Source organism: Vibrio sonorensis (assembly GCF_001854765.1).
GTDB lineage: Bacteria > Pseudomonadota > Gammaproteobacteria > Enterobacterales > Vibrionaceae > Vibrio > Vibrio sonorensis.
In genome coordinates, this window is the sequence record NZ_LJJE01000071.1 from 12,809 (window position 1) to 36,505 (window position 23,697).

The window sequence follows — 23,697 nt, forward strand, 5'->3', positions numbered from 1 at the left end:
AAGTATTGGAAACGAAATTCAAGCTTACATTTGCTAGCGCCAATCTGTTTAATTTTGTCGCGCCTCCCAACGCGTTTTATGACTTTGAAAACATTTACGAGCAGGACGTATGGCAGGAAAAGTGTGAGTGGACGAAAAAAGCCTTAATCAAATTAGGTGCCGATATTATTGGTGTGCAGGAAGTCTTTAGCATTGAAGAGTGCAAGTCACTCTTTCAGCAATTGGGGTACGAGTACTTTGCTTGCGTTGATACACCAAATATCGAGCAAGATTACATCTATTCAAAACCTGTTGTAGCGCTGGCTTCTAAGTATCCTCTCACTTTCGTAAAATGCGTAGCCAAACCCATCGAAATTGAATCTCTTTACCAGGCCTCATTGCCAGAGTTTAGCCGCAAACCGCTTCACGCCATTGTCACGGTACCAGAGGTTGGTGAAGTCGCGGTGTATGTTTGCCATCTCAAATCACAACGAGCCAGTGAAAGCCAAGATCCCGAACAGTCGTCGATGCTCGTTGGTCGGTGGTTGTCCGCCCAACAGAGAGCATGGGAAGCGGTGATGTTGCGCCTATATATGGAGCGGGAATATCGAGATCACCCCATTCCAACGGTGTTAATGGGGGATGTTAATCAAACCCTTGAAAGTGATATTACTGGGCTGTTGATTGAAGATGCAGATTCACAGGGAATGGGTCTAGGATTGAAAGACAGTTGGTGGCAACTCAGTGATCAAGACAGTGGTTGTGTTCGCCGCGCAACGCACTACCACTTTGCGATTGGAAATGTGCTGGACTACATTTTGGTGTCGCAAGAGTTTCATCTCGATTCACAGTATTCTCTCGCTGATCTTGTCGAGTATAAAACGCTGGATGAGCATCTAATTAACCCAAAATATGAACTCGACAAGTGCGCCAGTGACCATGCATTTATTGCAGTTAGCGCGCAATTTGTTCTCTAAAGCGTCGTAAGAGTCCCCAGATGAACAACGACTCATCTGGGGATTGGGTATCAAAGCACTTTTAAGCACTGCTCTGGTGGAAGGCTGAGCAGAGTATTAGCAAAGTTGATTTTCTCATCTCGCCATCTCAATGCCGCTTCATTGCCATCTTTGGAGTGTCTATCGGCATCGAAGTAACTTCTTTGTGGCAGCCCATCCGCAGGCGTGAGAACCATGGTTTGCTCGTTAGCTCTCACGGTAAACAGGAATTGTCCTCGCTGACCCAATTGTGCCGCTGGATGGTGTAAGCTGGTGTCACAACAGTATCGATTGTCGCGAATCGCTCGGCAGGTATATTCAAACGCATCTTGAGTGCCACGGCCCGGAAATGCGGTATAGATACTGATGGCATCTCTTTGGGTGGGGGCGCTGCCAGCTGTTAGTTTTATTGCGTGTTGAATTAAACGAAAGCCCAATACAACACCACCAATACTCGATATGCCGCTGTATTGAATGGCGCCAGCAATGTTGAGTTTCAGCCTATCGTCGTTCTCGTAAAGGTACAAATCAGGTTGAGCCCACTCACTTTGAGGGATAAGTAGATTGGTAATGTCAGACACTTCCATTTTGTTCTCCGTATCTTATTTTTGATTTAGGGATATAATTTATACGAATGGTAATCATTATCAAATAAAAAGTGTCAAATTATGCGCTAGAGAGATTTTAAAAGGTGCAAAAGATACGAGTTCAGCGCTTTAAGTATCTCGAACCACAAAAACGATGGCGATACCACCTAAGATCAAAAGGGTCGCGATACTCGTGGAGTAGGTAATCGGCTCTGTTAAGATCACCCATCCGCCAATGCTGGCCAGAGCGGGAACGGACAGTTGCACGACGGACGCTTTAACTAAGCTCAGTTTGGGCAGTGCCGCGTACCAGATGGCGTAACCAAGTCCTGAGGTGATTGCACCAGAGGCTGAAGCCAACAGAGCGCCTTTTGTTTCTATCTCCATATTTTGTTGGGTAAAAGAGAGAGTCATTAGGCCAAATAGTGCTGCCAAGCAAAAGCTGTGAGTCATAGTGACAACCGGTGGCTGATGTTGCTCCTGTTTACCCAATACGGTAAATACGGCCCAAAAGATACCTGCAGCGGCCATTAGTAGGGCCGACAGTAAGTCCGGCCTTGTCGCATCGGGTAATAATAGATAAGCAAAGCCTATGAGAGATATCCCAAGCCCCAACCATTCTATTGGCGTCATGCGATTTCCACTGGCCAAGTGAAATGTCACCATAGAGAACTGCACGCAAGCGAACAAAATCAATGCGCCTGTTCCGGTAGCGATATTGACGTAGGAAAATGAAAAGGTGACAGCGTAGCCAAACAGCATAAGTGCTGTTAATACACTGCGTGTGCTCCAGGTACGTCGTAGAGCAGTCCTCGTTGATGTTTCTGTTTGTTTGGTGCGCGTTACGCTAGTCAAAAGGAGCAATGTTAGTGCTCCTGAGAGTAATCGTATCTGGGTGAAACTTCCCGCGTCTATTACCCCCTCAGCTAACGCGAGGCGGCACAAGATGGAATTACCTGCAAACGCAAGCATTGCCAGTATGACTAAACTGAGCGTTTTTATATCGGCAACTTGCACGTTTGCTCCAAATGGTAGAGGTGTTTAACGAATTATAATGATAGTTAATCGAGACCTGCGCTAGCTCAATTGATAAGAAGGTAGATAGTTTAGTTATATCGCGGTGAGAGGTTTATCTTATCGTAAAAGAAAAGGCCAGTAGAACTGGCCTCTTGAACTGATTAAGCTCGTTTTTCTTTGAGCTTGTAAACGACTTCGTCTAGCTCGATATCAGTTTTTGCTTTTGAAATACAGGGAAGTATTTCATCGCCTTGGGTATAAGCCATTGCAAAACCAACGTATTCAACTTCACCAGATTTTAGTTTGCATCGGCAAGCTCCACAGTGCCCGTCGCGGCAATTGTATTCTGGTTCGATTCCGGTCTGTTCCAGTGTCTCCAATATGGTATTGGATGGGTTAGACTGGATGGTTGAAACTCCGTTGATTTGAATGCGGGGCATTAGAGTTCAAAATCCTTGAAGTCATCTTCCGCGACATCACTTTCAATCTGACCGACTAGGTAAGATGAAATCTCTGCTTCTTGTGGTGCAACTTGCACGTTGTCGGATGACAACCAAGCGTTGATCCACGGAATAGGGTTTGACGTCGCTTCAGGATATGCCATTGGCAGACCTACGGCTTGCATGCGCACGTTGGTAATGTATTCGACATACTGACTTAGTATGTCTTTGTTCAGACCGATCATTGAGCCGTCTTTGAACAGGTATTCTGCCCACTCTTTTTCTTGCTCAGCGGCTTCTTTAAACAGGTCGAAACACTCTTGCTTACACTCTTCTGCCACTTGCATAAATGAGAAGTCATCCTGACCGTTGCGCAGCAAGTTAATCATGTGCTGAGTACCCGTTAGGTGCAGCGCTTCATCACGAGCAATCAGTTTGATGATTTTTGCGTTGCCTTCCATCAGTTCGCGTTCTGCGAATGCAAATGAACAAGCAAAGCTGACGTAAAAGCGAATAGCTTCTAACGCGTTCACTGACATCAAGCAGACGTAAAGTTTCTTCTTAAGCTCGTACTTAGAAATTTTTACCGTTTCTCCGGCAATCTCGAACTCACCTTCGCCGTAGCGTGGTAGTCGTTAGTCATCTGGATTAAGTCATCGTAGTAGTGTGAAATATCTTCCGCACGTTTAAGAATGTGTTCATTTTCTACGATGTCATCAAACACGATACCCGGATCGTTAACGATGTTACGGATAATGTGAGTGTATGAGCGAGAGTGGATTGTCTCGGAGAATGACCATGTCTCAATCCAAGTTTCCAGTTCTGGCAAAGAAACCAAAGGCAGTAGTGCCACGTTTGGACTGCGGCTTGAATAGAATCAAGCAGTGTTTGGTACTTTAGGTTTGAGATAAAGATGTGTTTCTCGTGATCTGGCAACTTGTTGTAATCAATGCGGTCGCTAGATACGTCAACTTCTTCTGGACGCCAGAAAAATGAAAGTTGCTTTTCGATTAGCTTTTCGAAAATTTCAAATTTTTGTTGGTCGTAGCGCGCTACGTTTACCGATTGACCAAGGAACATTGGTTCTTTTAGTTGGTCGTTTTTTTGCTTGTTAAAAGTACTGTAAGCCATGATGCCTCAATTCCTTTAAAGCCTGCTGTCTCCAGCAGGCAAAATAGTGTTAAACCGTATTGGGGTTAAATCTTACAACCGCCGCCTGCGCAATCGTCATCTTCTTTTTGCACTGCGTCTTTTTGGTCGTCACTCGCGCCATCACGCGTGTTGTGATAGTAAAGTGTCTTCACACCAAACTTATACGCAGTGAGCAGGTCTTGAAGCAGTTTCTTCATTGGAACCTTACCACTGTCGAAGCGCGTTGGATCGTAGTTGGTGTTGGCGGAGATCGCTTGGTCTACAAACTTCTGCATAATACCCACTAGGTGCAGATAGCCATCGTTAGAACCTATGTCCCATAGCAGCTCGTAGTTTTCTTTGTACTTAGTAAACTCAGGCACAACTTGCTTCAAGATACCGTCTTTAGACGCCTTGACCGATACGTAACCACGCGGTGGTTCAATACCGTTGGTTGCGTTCGAAATCTGCGATGAGGTTTCTGAAGGCATAAGAGCCGTTAGTGTTGAGTTGCGCAGACCGTGGGTCATGATCTCTTCGCGCAGACCGTCCCAATCGTAGTGAAGAGGTTCATCACACACTTTATCTACCGCGTTTTTATAAGTGTCTGTTGGCATCAGACCTTTCGCGTAGTTAGTCTCGTTAAATAGAGGACACTTGCCTTGCTCTTTAGCGAGCGCTACAGACGCTTTAAGCAAGTAGTACTGCATAGCTTCGAAAGTGCGGTGGGTCAGAGCATTTGCACTGCCATCTGAATATTTCACACCATTTTTTGCTAGATAATAAGCGTAGTTAATCACGCCCACACCGAGAGTTCGGCGGTTCATTGTCGATTTGTACGCCGCTGGAAGAGGGTAGTCTTGATAATCGAGCAGTGCATCGAGAGCGCGTACCACGAGATCAGAAAGTTCTTCGAAATCATCCAGTGACTGGATAGCACCAAGGTTAAACGCAGACAGTGTACATAGAGCGATCTCGCCAGAGTCATCTTCTACGTTGTTTAGCGGTTTGGTTGGCAGTGCAATTTCCAAACACAAGTTTGACTGACGAACAGGTGCAACCGATGCATCAAACGGACTGTGAGTATTACAGTGGTCAACGTTTTGGATGTAGATTCGACCGGTTGACGCGCGTTCTTGCATCAGTAGCGAGAACATCTCTACCGCTTTTACTTTTTCTTGCTTGATCGAAGGGTCATTTTCGTATTTGACATATAGACGCTCGAACTCATCTTGATCTTGGAAGAAAGCATCGTATAGGCCCGGTACATCTGATGGTGAGAACAGTGTAATGTCACCACCTTCAACTAATCGCTGGTACATAAGGCGGTTAAGTTGAACGCCGTAGTCCATATGGCGAACTCGGTTTTCTTCAACACCACGGTTGTTTTTAAGAACGATCAAAGAACGAGCTTCGCCGTGCCACAATGGGTAGAAAACGGTAGCAGCACCGCCGCGAACACCGCCTTGAGAACAGCATTTAACTGCGGTCTGGAAGTATTTATAAAAAGGAATACAGCCAGTGTGGAAAGCCTCACCGCCACGGATTTCAGAACCCAGTGCACGGATACGTCCGGCATTGATACCAATACCAGCACGTTGAGAAACGTAACGAACAATTGAGCTTGATGTCGCATTGATTGAGTCAAGGCTGTCGCCACACTCAATAAGAACACACGAGCTAAATTGACGAGTAGGAGTACGCACTCCTGCCATGATAGGGGTAGGCAGAGAAATCTTAAAGGTAGAAGCCGCGTCATAGAAGCGCTTAACGTAGTCTAAGCGAGTCTCTTTTGGATACTTAGCAAACAGGCAGGCAGCGACCAAAATATAGAGGAACTGCGCGCTTTCGTAAATCTCACCGCTAACGCGGTTTTGAACGAAGTATTTACCTTCTAACTGTTTAACCGCTGCGTAAGAAAAATCCATATCGCGTTGGTGATCAATGTATTCACCCAGTTCAACAAGCTCTGCTTTGGAATAGTCTTCCAATAAGTGTTTGTCGTACTTGCCCATATCGACAAGTCGCGAAACGTGATCGTACAGTGCTGGTGGCTCATATTGGCCATATGCTTTTTTGCGAAGGTGGAATACCGCCAGACGAGCGGCGAGGTATTGGTAATCCGGCGTCTCTTCAGAGATAAGATCGGCAGCAGACTTGATAATCGTCTCGTGAATATCAGATGTCGTGATGCCGTCGTAGAACTGAATGTGAGCTTTTAGTTCTACTTGAGACACAGAAACATTATCCAAGCCTTCAGCAGCCCAGGTAATTACGCGGTGGATCTTTTCTAGATCAATACTTTCTTTGCGTCCGTTACGTTTGGTAACGGTAAGTTGTTGGTTCATTCTGCTTCATTTCCCTAACAAAACCGATGAAAGCCGCATTTTTGTGTAATTCTTGTAAATCATGCAGCGGCTTTGTGATCAAAATCTATTTGTTAATTGTAGTGCAAACACAAGATATAGGGGTGTATTTATTTGCGAGTTACAAGATAGAGCTATAGGGAGAGGTTTTCAAGGTACAGTTTTTGGATGACTTGTGGATAACTGACAAAAATAAAAAAAACAGTAAGTAGCTACTAACCGAGCAGAAAAGGCCTACTTTGGTTACTAAAAAAATCCACTTTAAGATCGGTTCTTTCTTAACCGCAAACAAAAAAAAACTTCTTGATCTTTGTCATTAAATAGGGTCGAAAATCAATATATTTAAAATGGAATCTAGTGCACGAAAATTGTTCATTTTATTACTAAAAAAGGCGGTAAGCCTGTGCTACCGCCTAGTGATCATTGAGACAAAGTTTGTCTCAATATTTGGAATTTACCAATTGAGTATGAACGATGTAGTTGACGTCGACATTTTTGCCCAATCGGTATGAATCGGTCAGTGGGTTGTAATGTAGCCCAGTGATACCTTTTTCTTGTAGAGGGGTCTTATCAACCATAGCAAGAAGCTCAGATGGGCGGATGAACTTATCGTGGTCGTGAGTGCCTTCAGGAACGATTTTCAACAGTTTCTCTGCACCAAGGATAGCAAAGAGGTAAGACTTGAAATTGCGATTTAATGTTGAGAAGAATACGTGACCACCGGGTTTAACCAAAGCCGCACAAGAGCGAATTACGGATAAAGGGTCGGGGACGTGCTCTAACATCTCCATACAAGTCACCACATCGTAGGCTTGTGGATTCGTTTCAGCGTGATCTTCGATGGTACTTTGGATATAAGTCAGTTCAGTCCCGGTTTCTAACGCGTGAAGCCTAGCGACTTCTAATGGCTCTTTGCCCATGTCTAAGCCAGTCACTTCAGCACCTTGTTTGGCCATGCTTTCTGCGAGAATACCGCCACCGCATCCTACATCGAGTACTTTTTTGCCAAAAATGCCTTCGGCACTGTCCATAACGTAGTTTAAGCGAAGTGGGTTTATTTGGTGAAGTGGCTTAAATTCCCCTTCTAAATCCCACCAGCGTGATGCCATATCTTCAAATTTCTTGATTTCGTCCGGATCGACGTTATGTACTTTGGTCATTTTTAACTTGTAGCGTCCGTGAAAAGTGGCCTCATTATAGCGCGACGAATTTATTGCACCACTATAGAGCAGAGAATTCTGACAAATTGAACAAAATACAGCCAATAATCAGCAAGATAAACCCATAATGTGCAAATTCTCGGCGTTTGATTCACAACCAAGCTCACAACCTGATAAAAGGAGAGGGAAAGTAATGCCTCCGACTGGATTTGTGTGTTATATTTTTGCACCTTAAGCGTATTACAGATACGAAACTATAGAGGGATAATGGCTCTATGAGCGATCTAGCTAAAGAGATCACGCCCGTTAATATCGAAGATGAGCTGAGAGGTTCTTACCTCGACTACGCGATGTCAGTTATCGTGGGTCGTGCTCTTCCTGATGTGCGTGATGGCCTTAAGCCAGTACACCGCCGCGTGTTATTCGCGATGAATGTACTAGGCAATGACTGGAATAAACCATACAAAAAATCTGCCCGTGTTGTCGGCGACGTGATTGGTAAATATCACCCGCACGGTGATAGCGCTGTATACGATACCATTGTACGTATGGCTCAGCCGTTCTCACTGCGATACATGCTGGTTGATGGTCAGGGTAACTTTGGTTCAATCGACGGCGACTCTGCTGCTGCGATGCGTTATACCGAAGTTCGCATGGCAAAAATTGCCCATGAACTGCTAGCTGACCTAGACAAAGAAACCGTGGACTACGTACCTAACTATGACGGTACCGAGCAAATCCCAGCGGTTTTACCAACAAAAATTCCTAACCTACTGGTAAACGGTGCTTCTGGTATCGCGGTAGGTATGGCGACGAACATTCCGCCACACAACCTAACTGAAGTGATCGATGGCTGCCTTGCTTACATTGACAATGAAGCAATCACCATTGATGAACTGATGGATTACATCCCAGGCCCAGATTTCCCAACGGCAGCACTTATCAGTGGCCGCAAAGGCATTATCGATGCATACAAAACTGGACGCGGTAAAGTTTACATGCGTTCTAAAGCGGAAATCGAAGCGGACAAAAATGGTAAAGAGACCATTGTTGTTACTGAGATCCCTTATCAGGTCAACAAAGCTCGCTTGATTGAAAAAATCGCTGAGCTAGTAAAAGACAAAAAAGTTGAAGGCATCAGTGCACTGCGCGACGAGTCCGATAAAGACGGTATGCGCATTGTTATTGAATGTAAGCGCGATGCAGTGGGTGAAGTTGTTCTTAACAACCTTTATGCAAACACTCAATTGCAAACGACTTTTGGTATCAACATGGTTGCGCTAGACAATGGTCAGCCTAAGTTGTTTAACCTTAAAGAGATGCTTAAGTGCTTCGTTGATCACCGCCGTGAGGTTGTGACCCGTCGTACTATCTTTGAATTGCGCAAAGCGCGTGACCGCGCTCATATCCTTGAAGGTCTGGCATTAGCACTGGCTAACATTGACGAGATCATCGAACTCATTCGTCGCGCGCCAACACCAGCGGAAGCGAAAGCAGGCCTTACTGCTCGTGGATGGGATCTGGGCAATGTTGCTGCCATGCTTGAGCGTGCCGGTACTGATGCAGCTCGTCCAGAATGGCTAGAGGCTGAGTTTGGTATTCGCGATGGTCAGTACTATCTGACAGAGCAACAAGCGCAAGCTATCCTAGATTTACGTCTACAGAAATTAACGGGCCTAGAGCACGAGAAGATCTTAGACGAGTACAAAGCACTGCTTGATGAAATTGCAGAGCTGATGCACATCCTTGCAAGCACTGAGCGCTTGATGGAAGTGATCCGCGAAGAGCTAGAAGCGGTTCGCGAAGGGTTTGGTGACCCGCGTCGTACAGAAATCACCGCCGCAATTCACGACATTGATATGGAAGAGCTGATTGCTCGCGAAGATGTGGTTGTGACTCTGTCACACGAAGGCTACGTCAAGTATCAATTGCTAAGTGAATACGAAGCACAACGTCGAGGTGGTAAAGGTAAGAGTGCCACTAAGATGAAAGAAGAAGACTATATTGAGCGTCTTCTAGTGGCGAACACTCACGACAATATTTTGTGTTTCTCAACTCGTGGTAAAACATACCGCCTGAAAGTGTATCAATTACCTCAAGCAACTCGTACAGCCCGTGGTAAGCCTATTGTTAACATTCTTCCTCTGGAAGAAGGTGAGCGCATTACGGCAATTCTACCGGTTAAAGAGTTCTCTGAAGATAAATACATCTTTATGGCAACCGGTGACGGCACTGTTAAGAAGACGCCACTGACGCAGTTTGCAAACGTGCGTTCTAACGGTCTGATTGCGGTTAACCTGCGCGATGAAGATTCTCTGATTGGTGTAGACATTACTGATGGTGAAAACGACATTATGTTGTTCTCGAAATTTGGTAAGGTTGTTCGCTTTAAAGAAGATCAAGTACGAGCAATGGGCCGTACTGCTGCTGGTGTACGCGGTATCAAACTTGCCGAAGGCGACCAAGTGGTGTCACTGATTGTTCCTAAGACAGACGGTGATGTCCTTACTGCAACGCAGAATGGTTACGGTAAACGTACTTCCCTAGAGGAATACCCAGCGAAGAGCCGTGCAACTCAGGGTGTTGTTTCGATTAAAGTGTCTGATCGCAACGGAAACGTAGTTGGAGCAGTACAGGTAGAGGAAGGTGATGAGATCATGATGATCACTGATGCTGGTACTCTAGTACGTACACGCTGTGCTGAGGTAAGCAAGGTAGGCCGTAATACTCAAGGTGTTACGCTAATCCGCACTGCTGAAGACGAATCGGTTGTTGGTCTACAACGCATTGATGAAGTAGAAGAAGTTGACTTGCCAGAAGGTGAGGAAGGCGACGAAGCGACAGAAAATGCAGCAACAGCTGAAAATGCAGAGCAGCCAGCTCAAGACGAAACACCGCAAGATGACGCTCCTTCTGATTCTGAAGAGTAATCAAAAGAGTTGAATAAAGACCGGACTTTTACAGTCCGGTTTTTTTATGCCTAGTATTTGCCTGTCCGTGTAGGGGATGGGCTTATCACCCCAGACCAAAAAGTAATAACCGACATTAAATGCATTACTTTTTTCTTAATATTTCCGCCGCGCTTCTCATCTAATGTAATAAATTGATAAAAATTGGTTTACAAATAAACCTTTGTACGGTTAGTTTGGAGGAGGGCTGGTAGACCACGGAACGGGTACCAACCATCTAAAACGATTATTCTTTGCTAAGCGTGGGCGCACGCAGGAGCAAAATGTTAAAGGAGTAACATTGATGAGTTTCGAGATTTGGACACTCTACTTTATTGCAATTCTTATTCTTACAGCGTCACCTGGGCCGAGTTCGCTACTTTGTATGACCAAAGGAGTGACAAGTGGCATTCGCGGTGGGCTGTATACCGCCTTAGGCAGCTTAACCGCCATTACTACCATACTGACGTTATCTTTTACGGGGTTGGGAATCATTATTGCTTCTTCTGAGCTGGCGTTTAACATCATTAAATATACGGGCGCTGCCTATCTAATTTATCTTGGTATTCAATCACTGCGTTCGAAGCAAGAAAGTTATCAGCGTCAGTCGTCGGTGGGCAAAGACAAACAGAGTGTCGTGCAACATTTTGTCAGTGGGTTTATCGTTGGTGCGAGTAACCCGAAAGCCATTCTCTTTTTTACTGCTCTTTTCCCACAATTTATTAACCCTGAAGCGAGTATGTTGACACAATACATCTCTTCGCTTCGACGTTTATGGTGATGGAGTTTGCGTGGTTGATGATTTACGCGGTCTTAGGAAATCGTTCTTCCAGTTGGATCTTTGCCAAAGGACGAGCCCGCTTGTTTAATCGTCTCACGGGTGGAGTGTTTATCGGAGCAGGGGCTCTGTTATCAAGCACAACGCGTTGATGCATTAAATACTAATAACGGCTTGGCCCTGTTTTGGTGATGACAAGACAGGGCCTTTTTGTATTGTTCTTTTAGTCAATATCTAGATGCTTTAGTCAGAACTGAATCGAAAAAATAATCGGCAAGGGTTGGATACCACACTTTTTGTCAGTTTTTTAACAGTGATGGTTGATAGGATGACTTCAAATGAAATTATGAGGTAAGTCTAATATGAATGATGTAACACCGATGGCCATCTCTGGTTATCTGGGGGTCTTGATTGCTCTCATCATTTTTTATCCCTTTGCACTGGTGGGAATAAACATTGCCATTTTCGCTGAAAGAAAACGCGCCAGAGTGACTAAGCGGTTTAATTTAATTTGCTTAGGTATTGCGGCGGTCGTGTTTGTGCTTCACATGCAGACCGAGGTCTTTTTTGGCAAGGAGATTCTAGAAGAGTATTACCGCAATAACCCTGACAACTTATAACGCGAAAACGTCTGGCTTTGGCCAGACGTTTTGTTAAACGCAGTGGTTACTCGGCTTTAGTAATACTGCCCAGCTCCAATACTGGTGCTACTTCAATGTCTTCAGCGTTCATCATCGAAGAGATCCTTTGTACTGAAGAGAGCAATAAGCTTTGCTCCCACTCTTCCAACTGCTGAAACTTAGAGATAAAACTGTGCTGCAGCGGGAGTGGAGCATTTTCTAATAGCGTTTTGCCTTTTTCCGTCAAATGAGCGTGCACTTTACGTTTGTCTTTCGAACTTCTTACTCTTATTACCAACTCGTTTTTTTCTAAGCGATCAAGAATGGTAGTTGCCGTCGCTTGACTCATATTGGTGTGGTTGGACAACTGTCTAATAGTGACTTCACCAAGATCTCTAATAGAACGCATTAGTATGAGCTGTGGGCCAGTGAGACCAGATTCTCTACTTAGCTTTTTTGAGTGAAGGTCAATAGCGCGGATAATTTGCCGCAAAGAGACCAAAACTTCTTCGTGTTTTTCCAATTTATCGTCCTGAAATGGCAGGTTATAGCGAGGAAAATACCGCAATTTTTGACGGTTGCAAAGCCTTTAAGCACGGGATTGTGAATGGATTCTTAGTGGGCAGTTGATTTATGTTAATTATGTCAGTGCAATGTTTCGTGTACAAAATAAATAACCAGTAACCCTTATATTACGAATCGATGGTTTATTAATCACAAATTGGCCTAAATAACCACTAAATTAGTGAAATATTGGATCTTATGTTGTGAATTTGCCAAAATACGCGCCATCATAGAGTGATGTTTTTGTCAGTAGGCTGTTGGATTTAGATTACAGATCAAAACATTCGTGTTCTAGAGTTACTAGACAGCCTGCTTAGAAATGAAAAGAGAGGATCAATGACTAAAGGGATAGATAAGTACAGTATCGATAGTACTGACTATACAGTCGGTCAAGATAATGTGCAGAGGTGGGGCTTCGATGTCCATAACCCTGTATTTGGTATAAGTGCGGGATTTATTGCTTTATTTTTAATCGGTACTCTTATTGCCGATGCAGAAACCGCAAAAGCCACCCTTGATGGCGTGAAGTGGCAAATTATAGGCTCGTTTGACTGGCTGTTTATGTGGTCGGGTAACCTGTTTGTTATTTTGTGTTTGGTGTTAATCGTAACGCCATTTGGAAAAATCCGCTTAGGTGGCGAAAACGCTGAAGCGGATTATAGCTACCTTTCATGGATATCCATGCTGTTTGCTGCGGGAATGGGTATCGGCCTAATGTTTTGGAGCGTTGCTGAACCTGTCGCCTATTTTACCGGCTGGTATGAAACGCCACTGGGTGTAGAAGCTAACACCGAAGAGGCAGCTCGTCTCGCGATGGGCGCAACCATGTACACTGGGGACTTCACCCTTGGGCCATGTATGGCATTGTCGCTTTGTCTCTCGCTTTCTTTGCCTATAACAAAGGTCTACCACTATCAATGCGTTCGGTGTTTTACCCAATACTAGGTGACCGTGCGTGGGGTTGGGCTGGGCATATTGTCGATATTTTAGCAGTACTAGCCACCTTGTTTGGTTTGGCGACATCCCTTGGTCTTGGCGCTCAACAAGCCGCTAGTGGTATCCATCACGTGTTTGGCATTGACGCTGGTATTGGGCTTCAAATTATTGTTATCGCGGTTGTGACTTTACTTGCTGTTGTGTCTGTTGTTCGCGGTATCGATGGCGGTGTTAAAGTGATCAGTAATATCAACATGGTCGTCGCTTTCTTACTGCTTATTCTTGTTGCCATTATCGGTTATTCCGTTACCTTTAGTTCTCTTGGTAACACACTACTGGCTTATGCGGAAAACATTATTCCTTTGAGCAACCCGCACGGGCGTGAAGATGAAGCTTGGTTCCAAGGGTGGACTGTATTCTATTGGGCTTGGTGGATCTCTTGGTCACCATTTGTAGGCATGTTTATCGCTCGTGTATCTAAAGGGCGTACAGTCCGCGAATTTATGACAGCGGTGCTGCTTGTGCCTACAGCGGTAACTCTGGTTTGGATGTCGGTATTTGGCGGCATGGCTATCGATCAAGTGATCAACAAAGTGGGTGAGTTAGGTACTCAAGGATTGACAGACGTTTCTTTGGCTATGTTCCAGATGTTTGACGTTCTGCCAATGGGTACCTTGCTATCCGTGATTGCGGTTGTGCTGGTATTGGTGTTCTTTATCACTTCGTCTGATTCTGGTTCGCTGGTTATCGACAGTATTACGGCGGGTGGTAAAGTGGATGCTCCTGTGCTTCAGCGAGTGTTCTGGGCATTTATGGAAGGCGCTATCGCGGTTGCACTTCTATGGATTGGTGGAACTGAAGCTATTCAAGCCTTACAGGCTGGAGCAATTTCCACGGCCTTGCCATTTACCTTCGTACTGCTACTTATGTGCGTTAGCTTGCTAATGGGCATGGGGACTGAACCGAGAAAACGCTAAATCTCGTTCACAAGAATAGAAAAGGGAGTCAAATGACTCCCTTTTTAGATCCAAATTTCTTTGAGACGGGTACCTTTGGGGTAATGGTATGCGAGTTGTGCTTGTAGAAGCTCTGCAGTTGCTATGGCATCGGTCAACGCTTGATGAGGAGTGTAAGGCGGTAGCCCATAGCGAGTACGAGTCTGGCCTAAACGCATAGATGGTTTTTTCTTTCCTTTGATCCAGTTGACTAAACCCGAATAGGACTTCTCATAAAGGCGAGATTCGATGTCCATGGTATCAACAACAGGAAACTCTATCCCTTCACCAATTCGCAAGCGCAGTGCATGGTCTAAAAAGCCTCTTTCTATAGGGTGGTAGTGTACAACGCAAACATGGCCAGCCATCTGTTCAAGTACTTTTGGAAACACGGCGGAGAAATCTGGTGCTCCCATCAGGTCATTATGCGTTATCCCGTGAATCACCACTGATTGCTCGTTAAGTGCTTTTCGCGGCCTGACGGTCCAATGTTTAGCTTGATTAAGCAAGATGCGATTAAGGGTAAAGGGCACTGTTCCAATGGTAATGATCTCGTTCTTGAACGGGTCTAAACCTGTAGTTTCGAAATCCATCGCTAGAAAAGTGATGTTTTCTATTGCTGTCTCAGGCGCGGGTAAAGGCTGCGAGAAGTAGTGTTTAAGGGCTGGGTCAGACACCTCAAGCGCCTTGGATGCATATCTGGACTGCCAATCTGGGTGTAGAGTATTTTTGTCTCTTTTAAACATGGGTTTAACTCAACTGATTGCTGGCCTGATAACGAAACTTGAGGAAATTCTGTGCTTTGCTAAGGATCTGGAACGCATCCTTTAAGTTTCGGCGCTCGAAGTCGGATAAGTTTTCTGGCTCTATGTTGTTGTCTGGGTCTATGGATTGTTCTACATCTAATGCTTGGTGGCGGATGCGAACCATAGAGATAAACTCCATGGCGTCGCGCAGGTCTTCGCCACGACCCTTTGGCAAAATGCCGGCATCGATAACATCGTCTAGTCGTTCAAATGAGTTTTTAGAAGAGGAACCAACCGCTAAAGCGTGAACGCGTATCAGATCTGCTAATGGTGCCGTACCCCGTCGTTTGAGGTTGATGGAATTGTTATGGCGTCCGTCTTTTTCCATAACAAAATCTTTAAAAAAGCCAAGAGGCGGTGTGCGATTGAGTGCGTTTCTCGCCAAACATGCCAAAAAGCGATTGTTTTTGCGCGCGCGTCGAACGATAAACCCATTGAGGTGTTCTGCCCATTTCAACTTGCCATAGACGCCATCGAGGTCGAAGAAAATAGACGCGTTGAGCAGGGCTTTGGGGTTGGGGTTATCAATCCAATCTGCAAAACACTCTTCCCACTCTTTTCGCGTCATGCGCCACATTGGATTGGTGGCCATTATGTCACCAGTGCAGTAGGTATAGCCACAGCGATGTAAGCCGTCGCTAACTAATTTAGCGAGATCCGCAAAGTACTGGTCGTGCTCTTCTGATACGTAGGTGTCATCCAAGATGATGGCGTTATCTTGATCCGTTACTAATAACTGCTCATCTCGTCCCATCGAACCCAACGCGACAAAGCAATAAGGGATGGGGGGCTCACCCAATGCCATCTCTGCCAGTTCGATTATGCGCTGCTTAAAACTGCGTCCGATCACTGACATCGCCGTTCCGACCATGTGTGAATTGGCATCTTCGTTGACCAGTCGTACAAAACTATCTTTGACTTGTTCTGAAAGCTCAACTAGGTCGTCAATTGACTGTTGCTGATAGATACTACTTACTAATAAAAGCGAGTTTTGAGATTCGTAACGTACGATATCTGTCGTTTCGATAATCCCAATTGGTTTTTTGTCCTTAAGTACAGGAAGGTGATGGACGTTGTATCTCAGCATGGTCAACATGGCTTCATATACATAGGCGTTGTGATCCAATGAAATGACTTCATTGGTCATGACACTACTGACTTCATCACTAGGATCTAAGCCTTGAGCGAGCACGCGAGTACACAAGTCTCTGTCGGTGATGATGCCCATTACCGTGTTGCTGTCTTCGTCGTCTTGGCCTCGTTCTGAATCGATAATCAGCAGCGAAGAGACCTGTTCTTCAGCCATTTTAATCGCGGCATTTTGAATCGTTTCAGATTTATCCACAAACAGTGCATCGCGAGTGAGCAAGGTTCTTACTTTTGATGTGGTCAGGTCGTTTTGCTCACTGGAACTAGATACTGCTTGTCGCAGGCGTGCGTTGTCATCAACCTCGACAAAATCGGCAAAGTTATCATAGTTGTCGTAAAGGTTTTGAAAAACGCTTTCAGGAATACAGTAGAGAAGAGTATCTTCAATCGCTTTCGCTGGGAAACGCACTTTATTGTTGGTGAGCAGTCCCATCTGGCCAAATAGATCACCTTGATCCAAGCGATTGTAAAGTTCTCCCTTGCGTCGGTATACCTCAACGGCGCCGCTTCTCACCATGTAGAGGTCATGTATTTCATCACCAAATTCAATGACTTGTAGTCCTTGGCGAACATAGCTGATTTCTATGTTCTGACTGACTTCTTTTAGTATCTCTTCATCGAGGTCTTTAAAAGGAGGGTGAAGAGAGAGAAAGTTTTGAATTTCAATTAATTCTGCATCCATGTGGCTATTTTCGGTCGTGACTACATCTTACATTATGGTACAGGAAACTGAATTTGCTGCACAGATTAGCCAATGGAATGACGCCATAAAATCGGCGAAATTACAGCGAGTTAACATAAAAAATTAATTAGTAGAAACTGCGTGCAAGAGGATTATTTTGCCATTATTATTCGCCACTTCGTTACGTATCTCCCCACCTTAAAATAACAATATGACTTTAAAACAAAAACTCATCGGTGCTAGCGTTCTCGCTGGTATGCTGATGGCGAGCGTTTTAACTTGGCTCGCGACTGAACAACTTAACATTCAAACCAGACAAAGTGTTTTCACTAGAGCAGAGAGCTTAAGCAAAGTAGCCACCGCTGGGATATCTGATTGGATTAAAATTCGAAAAGATATTGCACGCGCATTTAATGATTTTTCTCAACAGGAGGACGTTGTTCCATATTTGCAGTTAGCCAGAACTGCAGGTGGCTTCGACGACATCTTTTTAGGCACACCAGAAGGTGACATGTTGCGTTCTCATCCGGAAAGAAACCGAGCAGGGTACGATCCGCGAGTTAGACCGTGGTACAAAGAGGCCGAGAAAGCGAGGCAGCAAATTATAACTACTGCTTATGCTGACGCGATTACTCAAGCTCTATTGGTCACCATTGCCGAACCTGTCCACCGCAATGGAAAGTTTGTTGGCGTTGTAGGCGCTGACGTTCTTATTGATCAATTGGTCGACGATGTGATTAAGCTGGACGCAGGCAAAAATGCTTATACTATGTTAATCGATACTCAAGATGGCACTGTCTTAGCACACCCAGACCGCTCGTTGTCTCTTAAACCTGTTACACAGATTGTACCCAGCCTGACAATTGGACGCATAAAAGAAGCCGCTCGTACGGGACAAGTTCAGCTTGTGAACCAAAACGGCAGGGAAGTGATTTATTTCTTTAGTCAGGTTCCTGAAACAAGCTGGATCTTTGCTATTGAAATGGATAGAGCGACGGAAGAGGCAGGGCAAACCGAACTCGTTAAAGAGCTGCTAATTACTGTTGCTATTATCACGGTGTTTGTCATCGCGATATTGTGGTGGCTAGTGAACTTCTTGTTTAGAGATCTAACCCGTGTTTCCAAGGCGTTAGAACAGATCGCGTCAGGAGAAGGAGATCTCACCCAGCGTCTTGAACCGCTCAGTAACGATGAAGTGGGTAAGCTGGCATCAAACTTCAATATTTTTATTGGCAATATGCACGCTATGATTGTCAAATTACAACAGGTATCTACGGCTCTGTCTGAGCAAGCCCGCTTTACCGCAGAGCACGCCAGCGAGCGAAGTGCCCGTATACGAACTCAACAAGACGAAATCAATATGGTCGCTACCGCGATCAATGAAATGGCCGCTGCCACCCAAGAGATCGCGAATAACGCTGATAACACGGCTCAAAGTTCAGCAGAAGCAGTAACCGCGTGTGAGCACGGAAGTGGTCAGGTAAGTCAAACCCAGTCTTCAATTCAAAATCTTGCTCATGAAGTACAAGTCGCGACCACTGTTATCGCTGAATTGGAAACTCATGGGCGAAGTATTAGCACTATTTTGGGGACCATTCAAGATATCGCTGAACAGACTAATTTACTGGCACTTAACGCTGCTATCGAAGCTGCAAGGGCCGGAGAACAGGGAAGGGGTTTTGCCGTGGTTGCCGATGAAGTGCGCGTGCTAAGTCAACGTACTCACGCCTCAACGCAAGAAATTCAACAAATGATTGAAACCCTCCAAGGAACCACCGGAAAAGCGGTATCTATTATGGGTGATAGTCGCAACCTAGCGGATACTAGTGTGGTTGATGCAGATTCTGCAGCAGTGAGCCTGAATCAAATTCAGCATGCAGTAGAGAAGATCAGTGATATGGCCACTCAGATCGCTTCAGCGGCCGAAGAGCAGGCTTCGGTAACTTCGGAAATCACTCGAAATACAGTCGGTATTCGCGATGTATCTAATGAGTTAGCCCAAGAAACGCACCAAGCTGCCGAGCAGGCCACTGAGCTTTCTGAGCTCTCCCATCAGTTAGAAAATGAAATTAACCGTTTTAAGCTCTAACAAGTAACATCAGACAAAAAAGGCTTCCAATGGGAAGCCTTTCTTTTATCCACTGCGCGAGTTAGTCGACTAAGCCGTAGTCGCGTTTTAGAACGTCGATAATTTCTTGCTTAGGATTTTCACTAACGACAACTGGCTTGCCCGTTACCTTTTCTGCGATCTTGGTATAAGTCTCAGAAACAGACATGATGGCTTCGATAGGCAGTGCGTTATCTACCGCTAGTTGCGAACGTTCATCCATGCGGTCTTTGTTTAGCAAGATATCTGGGTCTGGGAAGTGATTAAGTAGGAAGTGACGGAAACCCTCTTTCGAGTTTTCGATGATTTTCCCTTCGTTATAGGCTTTTTCATCCCAAAGACGTGAAGAATCTGGCGTACCCACTTCATCCATGTAAATGATCTTTTCTTTGCCAGATGCATCGGTGACATAACCAAATTCGAACTTAGTGTCGACAAAGATTTGGCCAATGTTAGCAAGTGCGTCACTGATAACACCGAAACCTTCTTTTAGAAGCTTTTCGTATACTGCTATATCTTCTTTGGCTGTGAAGTTAAACGCAGCAAAATTATCTTCGATGTTAGTACGTGTAATGTTTACATCATCAACTTCAGGAACGCCTTTAATCCCCTTCAAAATGCCTTTTGTCGAAGGAGTAATAAGAAGATCTGAAAGGGCTTTGTCTTTTTCTAAACCTTCTGGCAGGTTGATACCACAGAACTCGCGTTCGCCATTGGCATAAGCACGCCACATAGATCCGGTGATGTATTTGCGGCAGATCGCCTCGATCATGATCGGTTTTGCTTTTTGAACAATCCAAACCAATGGGTGGGGAATATCAAGAATATGGCTGTCCGCAAGACCGTGCTCTTTAAACAAAGAAAACCAGTGGTTTGAAATGGCATTAAGCGCTGCACCTTTTCCGGGTACACCTTTAATGCCACCTTCACCGTGCCAAATACAGTCGAATGCAGAGATTCTGTCACTGATCACCATAATAGCCAGTGGTGCATCGGCCGCGACATCGTAACCTTTTTCTTTAATAAGACGGGCGCTGTCTTCTTCTGTTAGCCAATAGACAGAACGCACTTTCCCACTGTGAACGGGTTTATCGGTGCGGATTGGGAGATCATCGTTGACGGCAAGTACTTGCTGCGCGAGGGTCATTGAAACTTTCCTCTGTTAACAACCTAAAAACAGGGTTATCAATCTATATCGATAACCGAACTGAGAGGCATGATACCAGATCTTGATTATCCCGCCAGACAAAAAGCAAACGTTTGCGCATTTTTTTACCAGCGCTTCTAAAAGGAGCGACAAGCAGACATAAAAAAGCCTCTCAAGGAGAGGCCAAACAGCATAGATTTTCGAAGAGCTTATTAGTGATACTTAGATGCTCTGCCCTCGACGAAAAAGACTTCACACTGATGCTTTGCCGCAAGCTCTTTCAAGAGCTGTTGATTAATAGGTTCAATCTGGCTGGATGCCACTACAGCGCTGGCATTACCACATTTGATGGCCTGAATAACAATTTCCATTTCAGATTTTTTCTGCGACGGTTTCATCTGAATAATCTGCTGGCAGCGCACTTGATGGCTAGCAAATTGCTCGTAATCAGGACGTGGACATTCAGAAGTGAACAGTATCCATTGGCTTTGATTCGATAACTGGGCAAGACGGTCAAGTTCTTGGTTGCTCATCGCCATAGGAAAAGTTGGCTGAGCTAATACGTTGAAACGAGAGTAGTTTTGAATTGCAGAGTTTGTTTGAATCATCATACTGTTCCTATATCCAAGCTGTATGTCTATACAGTATGTTTAAATGATCAGTATGGCAAGTGTTTTTGTGTGAATTTTGTACGTTTAATGTCGCTATAAAGCCAATGATTGATTTTAAGGTGTTGAAAAATAAGGGTTGTTTTGATGTGTTGGCTTTTGTGCGTTTGTTTTTAAATGTGACCTAGATCACACAGTGTTATACAGGTGTATACAGTAGTTTTACTGGAAGACGATTGAATGTGCGACTTAGTCAAAGTGGTGAGTTGCTCGATGAGGGTTTTGTTTGTAATTCGGGAAGTTCCGATTTAAATAAGCAAAAAGCGCCATTAGGCGCTTTTTCTCTTCCTTGGAGATAGACTAGCGCAAGCTTTGTGCTTGACGCTGCCGCTGTTGTAATTCAGCGATGTTGAACTGACGGACATCCAAAGTGGCCAAATCATGACACTCTCTACATGAGTGGTGGCATTTTCCATCAACGTATTCGTGTTTGGTCAGTAGACTTGGCTTTTTGCACCAGTCGCAGACCCCTTCAATTGTGAACATGGTTATCTCCCCACCTTTAACAACAGGTGTTATTTTGGTGGCAGATTATGACATATTAGCCAAAGGCTGGTTAATCATTTGTTACGTAAACTGGGAGAGGGATCGATTGCGTCACCTTTATTTTCGGGCGAGATAACGCAATGGTTATTATAAATCAGATTAAGTGTAACTATTTATTAACATGGGATAGGATGATTTTTAAGGCGTGGTTTAGACGCTTCATTTCATCTTCGCTGCCTTTCATATCTGGATGGTAGATTTTGGAAAGTTGTTTAAAGCGAGCTTTAATGACCTTTTCTTCAGGTATTTTTGAAGATGAAAAACCAAATACGGCGCAAGCCAAAGCCAGTCTATTATCGGATTGTTTGGTTTGCTGAGATGATTGTGTTTTTTCTGCTAGCGCGCTTTGCATTTTCTTAAATTGCTTGAACAAAGTTTCTAACTGTCGTTTTTGCTGCTTTATGGTAGTGGCTTGCTGTTCGATTTTCTCTTCTTTACGCTCTAGTGCTGCGTTGCCCGATAGAGCTACTTGATACTTTTTCCGCCAACGTCGATTGCTAAAAGCGTAATACAAGGCAATCACAAGGCAAAAAATACCAAAACCCGATATGGCATAGAGCGGAGTTGTGTTTTGCTTTGATTGAGTTTTGGTGGCAGGGGACTGGTTCGGATCTATATTGATGTTGTCATCAAGTAAAGTATCGTCGAGCAGGTCGATAGAGGCCACTTGCTTTGCTCGTTGTTGATTGAACTGCCTCTCTAATATCCGCGAGTAGTCGTTTTCCGCACTATCTGATTTATCAGCGGCTAAGCGATACCAAACTTCTGCCATATCGATGCCTGATGGCGTCCTTGGCAGATTTTCGTACAGTGTCCCCAAGGCAATTTGCGCTTTTATGTTACCTAATATGGATTGCTCCGTGAGCCAATAGATGGCTTCTGGAATATCTTGCGGGGTATGACTGCCTTTAATGTATATGTTGGCCAACGCGAGCGTTGCTTCAGGATGGGCTTGTTCTGCTGCTTGAATAAACCAATAAATTGCGTCTTGTTTCGCTTGCTCTGAGTTTTGCTCTTGGTACAAGCGAGCCAACTCATATTGAGCTTGTGCATCCTGATTTTCTGCTTTGGGCAGCAGTTCATCAACCGTAGACGCAAACGCGATATGGGATAAGAGGTAAAACAGTAACAGTAAGCTTGTTCGCATTGATTCTCTATTAATTTGCAAAATTTTGACGCTGGCTTGATCATGGCATCCAACCCCAGATATGTGCAAGATTATTTTCAAATGCGAAAGCAATAATCTGATAACCAAGTAGTTTTCAACTCTGGAAAACTACTTGGCTTGTTCAAGGAACAGGACAGAGGCTATTTCAGCGGCAAGATCTGAATCTCTACGCGGCGGTTACAAGCACGACCTGACGTGGTGTCGTTGCTGCATAGTGGGAAACGCTCACCATTGCCGCGCGCAACTGCTCGGCCTGCTGCGACTCCCTGAGATAGTAGATAGCTTCTTACCGACTCTGCACGACGCTCAGACAGAACTTGGTTGGTAGAATCACTACCAGTGCTGTCGGTGTGCCCGTCAATGACTAGGCTGGTATCTGGATACTCAACTAGGATACGTGCGACGCCGCGAAGTGTGTTGTGAATACTAGAATCTAGGTTGTATTGGTTAGTTTGGAAACCAATGCCGTTTTCCATGCGCAGTAGCAGTTGATTTTCGCCAACGCGTTCTACTTGTACACCTGAGTTCAGTAATTCTTTGCGAAGGGCAGCTTCTTGCTGGTCGAAGTAGTAACCAACACTGCCGCCAGCGACAGCGCCACCAAGTGCACCAATTGTTGCGTGTTGGCGACGTTCAGTTGCATCGTCACCCGTGGCTAGCCCGACTGCGGCTCCTGCTATAGCACCAATAATTGCACCAGTGGTTGCTGAGTTAGTTTCGCTCTCACCAGTGGTTGCGTTTTGTCTTTGTGTTGCCTGACAGCCTGTTAGGACAACAGCAATGGCTACAGCAAGGGTAAGTTTTTTCATGACAATGGCTCCGTATGTTCATGTAGACATAACAAGTCTAAACCGTCTGCAGTACCATGTGTCAAAGTTATCGTTGAAATTTTACCAAATATTGACTGA

Annotated in this window: 17 protein-coding genes and 3 pseudogenes; 6 read left to right on the forward strand and 14 right to left on the reverse strand. The window is 44.8% G+C overall.

Annotated elements, in window-relative coordinates:
- Positions 1-5 precede the first annotated feature (5 nt).
- Positions 6-956, forward strand: coding sequence for an endonuclease/exonuclease/phosphatase family protein (locus BLO31_RS13880; RefSeq protein WP_070967706.1), 951 nt, complete (start codon positions 6-8; stop codon positions 954-956).
- Between the two features lie 50 nt (positions 957-1,006).
- Here BLO31_RS13880 and BLO31_RS13885 read toward each other — a convergent pair whose 3' ends face one another.
- The 6 genes and pseudogenes from BLO31_RS13885 to ubiG all read right to left on the reverse strand — a co-directional run bounded on the left by BLO31_RS13885 (position 1,007) and on the right by ubiG (position 7,675).
- Entirely contained in the window at positions 1,007-1,561 is a 555-nt protein-coding gene (locus BLO31_RS13885; protein WP_070967709.1) for a hypothetical protein, read from the reverse strand.
- A 129-nt stretch (positions 1,562-1,690) separates the two neighbouring features.
- Positions 1,691-2,578, reverse strand: a complete 888-nt coding sequence (locus tag BLO31_RS13890) for a DMT family transporter (protein ID WP_342668985.1) — start codon at positions 2,576-2,578, stop codon at positions 1,691-1,693.
- Positions 2,579-2,739: 161 nt separating this feature from the next.
- Positions 2,740-3,018: a class I ribonucleotide reductase maintenance protein YfaE gene (gene yfaE / locus BLO31_RS13895; protein WP_070967712.1), complete on the reverse strand. Its 279-nt coding sequence runs from the start codon at positions 3,016-3,018 to the stop codon at positions 2,740-2,742.
- A pseudogene (nrdB, locus tag BLO31_RS13900) lies at positions 3,018-4,149 on the reverse strand (class Ia ribonucleoside-diphosphate reductase subunit beta). The gene yfaE and the pseudogene nrdB overlap by 1 nt, the downstream one beginning before the upstream one ends.
- A 65-nt stretch (positions 4,150-4,214) precedes the next feature.
- Positions 4,215-6,497: a class 1a ribonucleoside-diphosphate reductase subunit alpha gene (nrdA, locus tag BLO31_RS13905; RefSeq protein WP_070967715.1), complete on the reverse strand. Its 2,283-nt coding sequence runs from the start codon at positions 6,495-6,497 to the stop codon at positions 4,215-4,217.
- Positions 6,498-6,955: 458 nt separating this feature from the next.
- The gene (gene ubiG / locus BLO31_RS13910; RefSeq protein WP_070967718.1) at positions 6,956-7,675 is read right to left on the reverse strand and encodes a bifunctional 2-polyprenyl-6-hydroxyphenol methylase/3-demethylubiquinol 3-O-methyltransferase UbiG; all 720 of its coding nucleotides are present in this window, start codon (positions 7,673-7,675) and stop codon (positions 6,956-6,958) included.
- Between the two features lie 275 nt (positions 7,676-7,950).
- Here ubiG and gyrA point away from each other — a divergent pair, with 275 nt between their 5' ends.
- The 3 genes and pseudogenes from gyrA to BLO31_RS13925 all read left to right on the forward strand — a co-directional run bounded on the left by gyrA (position 7,951) and on the right by BLO31_RS13925 (position 12,021).
- The gene (gene gyrA / locus BLO31_RS13915; RefSeq protein WP_070967723.1) at positions 7,951-10,605 is read left to right on the forward strand and encodes a DNA topoisomerase (ATP-hydrolyzing) subunit A; all 2,655 of its coding nucleotides are present in this window, start codon (positions 7,951-7,953) and stop codon (positions 10,603-10,605) included.
- Positions 10,606-10,927: 322 nt separating this feature from the next.
- Positions 10,928-11,553: pseudogene (locus BLO31_RS13920) on the forward strand (LysE family translocator).
- Positions 11,554-11,763: 210 nt separating this feature from the next.
- Positions 11,764-12,021: a hypothetical protein gene (locus BLO31_RS13925; protein ID WP_070967727.1), complete on the forward strand. Its 258-nt coding sequence runs from the start codon at positions 11,764-11,766 to the stop codon at positions 12,019-12,021.
- A 46-nt stretch (positions 12,022-12,067) separates the two neighbouring features.
- Here BLO31_RS13925 and BLO31_RS13930 read toward each other — a convergent pair whose 3' ends face one another.
- Positions 12,068-12,544, reverse strand: a complete 477-nt coding sequence (locus BLO31_RS13930; RefSeq protein ID WP_070967730.1) for a MarR family winged helix-turn-helix transcriptional regulator — start codon at positions 12,542-12,544, stop codon at positions 12,068-12,070.
- Between the two features lie 377 nt (positions 12,545-12,921).
- Between BLO31_RS13930 and BLO31_RS13935 the strand changes: the two are divergent.
- Positions 12,922-14,498: pseudogene (locus BLO31_RS13935) on the forward strand (BCCT family transporter).
- Positions 14,499-14,542: 44 nt separating this feature from the next.
- On the opposite strand, the gene BLO31_RS13940 reads toward BLO31_RS13935, so the two are convergent.
- Positions 14,543-15,262 (reverse strand): 3'-5' exonuclease, encoded by a 720-nt coding sequence (locus tag BLO31_RS13940; RefSeq protein WP_070967732.1) that lies wholly within the window; start codon positions 15,260-15,262, stop codon positions 14,543-14,545.
- Positions 15,263-15,266: 4 nt separating this feature from the next.
- Positions 15,267-17,153, reverse strand: coding sequence for a DUF294 nucleotidyltransferase-like domain-containing protein (locus BLO31_RS13945; protein ID WP_070967735.1), 1,887 nt, complete (start codon positions 17,151-17,153; stop codon positions 15,267-15,269).
- Between the two features lie 211 nt (positions 17,154-17,364).
- Here BLO31_RS13945 and BLO31_RS13950 point away from each other — a divergent pair, with 211 nt between their 5' ends.
- Positions 17,365-19,242 carry a methyl-accepting chemotaxis protein gene (locus BLO31_RS13950; protein ID WP_070967738.1) on the forward strand — a complete coding sequence of 626 codons (1,878 nt, stop codon included), beginning with the start codon at positions 17,365-17,367 and terminating at the stop codon, positions 19,240-19,242.
- Positions 19,243-19,303: 61 nt separating this feature from the next.
- On the opposite strand, the gene BLO31_RS13955 is transcribed toward BLO31_RS13950, so the two are convergent.
- The 5 genes from BLO31_RS13955 to BLO31_RS13970 form a co-directional block, all read right to left on the reverse strand.
- Positions 19,304-20,407, reverse strand: a complete 1,104-nt coding sequence (locus tag BLO31_RS13955; RefSeq protein WP_070967741.1) for a phosphoribosylaminoimidazolesuccinocarboxamide synthase — start codon at positions 20,405-20,407, stop codon at positions 19,304-19,306.
- A 212-nt stretch (positions 20,408-20,619) separates the two neighbouring features.
- Positions 20,620-21,015: a SulA-like leucine-rich domain-containing protein gene (locus tag BLO31_RS13960; RefSeq protein ID WP_070967744.1), complete on the reverse strand. Its 396-nt coding sequence runs from the start codon at positions 21,013-21,015 to the stop codon at positions 20,620-20,622.
- 360 nt (positions 21,016-21,375) lie between these two features.
- Positions 21,376-21,561: a hypothetical protein gene (locus BLO31_RS23170; RefSeq protein WP_084659821.1), complete on the reverse strand. Its 186-nt coding sequence runs from the start codon at positions 21,559-21,561 to the stop codon at positions 21,376-21,378.
- A gap of 169 nt (positions 21,562-21,730) precedes the next feature.
- On the reverse strand, positions 21,731-22,768 hold the full coding sequence (locus BLO31_RS13965; RefSeq protein WP_070967747.1) for a tetratricopeptide repeat protein: 1,038 nt from the start codon (positions 22,766-22,768) through the stop codon (positions 21,731-21,733).
- Between the two features lie 161 nt (positions 22,769-22,929).
- Positions 22,930-23,598 (reverse strand): YiaD family glycine zipper/OmpA-like lipoprotein, encoded by a 669-nt coding sequence (locus BLO31_RS13970; protein WP_070967750.1) that lies wholly within the window; start codon positions 23,596-23,598, stop codon positions 22,930-22,932.
- Between the last annotated feature and the right edge of the window lie 99 nt (positions 23,599-23,697).

Excerpts from the sequence above, each read along its gene's own strand:
- yfaE (WP_070967712.1), bottom strand. The coding sequence starts at position 3,018 with ATGCCCCGCATTCAAATCAACGGAGTTTCAACCATCCAGTCTAACCCA.
- BLO31_RS13955 (WP_070967741.1), bottom strand. The coding sequence starts at position 20,407 with ATGACCCTCGCGCAGCAAGTACTTGCCGTCAACGATGATCTCCCAATC.
- BLO31_RS13950 (WP_070967738.1), top strand. The coding sequence starts at position 17,365 with ATGACTTTAAAACAAAAACTCATCGGTGCTAGCGTTCTCGCTGGTATG.
- BLO31_RS13940 (WP_070967732.1), bottom strand. The coding sequence starts at position 15,262 with ATGTTTAAAAGAGACAAAAATACTCTACACCCAGATTGGCAGTCCAGA.
- ubiG (WP_070967718.1), bottom strand. The coding sequence starts at position 7,675 with ATGACCAAAGTACATAACGTCGATCCGGACGAAATCAAGAAATTTGAA.
- BLO31_RS13965 (WP_070967747.1), bottom strand. The coding sequence starts at position 22,768 with ATGCGAACAAGCTTACTGTTACTGTTTTACCTCTTATCCCATATCGCG.
- BLO31_RS23170 (WP_084659821.1), bottom strand. The coding sequence starts at position 21,561 with ATGTTCACAATTGAAGGGGTCTGCGACTGGTGCAAAAAGCCAAGTCTA.
- BLO31_RS13945 (WP_070967735.1), bottom strand. The coding sequence starts at position 17,153 with ATGGATGCAGAATTAATTGAAATTCAAAACTTTCTCTCTCTTCACCCT.
- nrdA (WP_070967715.1), bottom strand. The coding sequence starts at position 6,497 with ATGAACCAACAACTTACCGTTACCAAACGTAACGGACGCAAAGAAAGT.
- BLO31_RS13885 (WP_070967709.1), bottom strand. The coding sequence starts at position 1,561 with ATGGAAGTGTCTGACATTACCAATCTACTTATCCCTCAAAGTGAGTGG.
- BLO31_RS13970 (WP_070967750.1), bottom strand. The coding sequence starts at position 23,598 with ATGAAAAAACTTACCCTTGCTGTAGCCATTGCTGTTGTCCTAACAGGC.
- BLO31_RS13925 (WP_070967727.1), top strand. The coding sequence starts at position 11,764 with ATGAATGATGTAACACCGATGGCCATCTCTGGTTATCTGGGGGTCTTG.
- BLO31_RS13960 (WP_070967744.1), bottom strand. The coding sequence starts at position 21,015 with ATGATTCAAACAAACTCTGCAATTCAAAACTACTCTCGTTTCAACGTA.
- gyrA (WP_070967723.1), top strand. The coding sequence starts at position 7,951 with ATGAGCGATCTAGCTAAAGAGATCACGCCCGTTAATATCGAAGATGAG.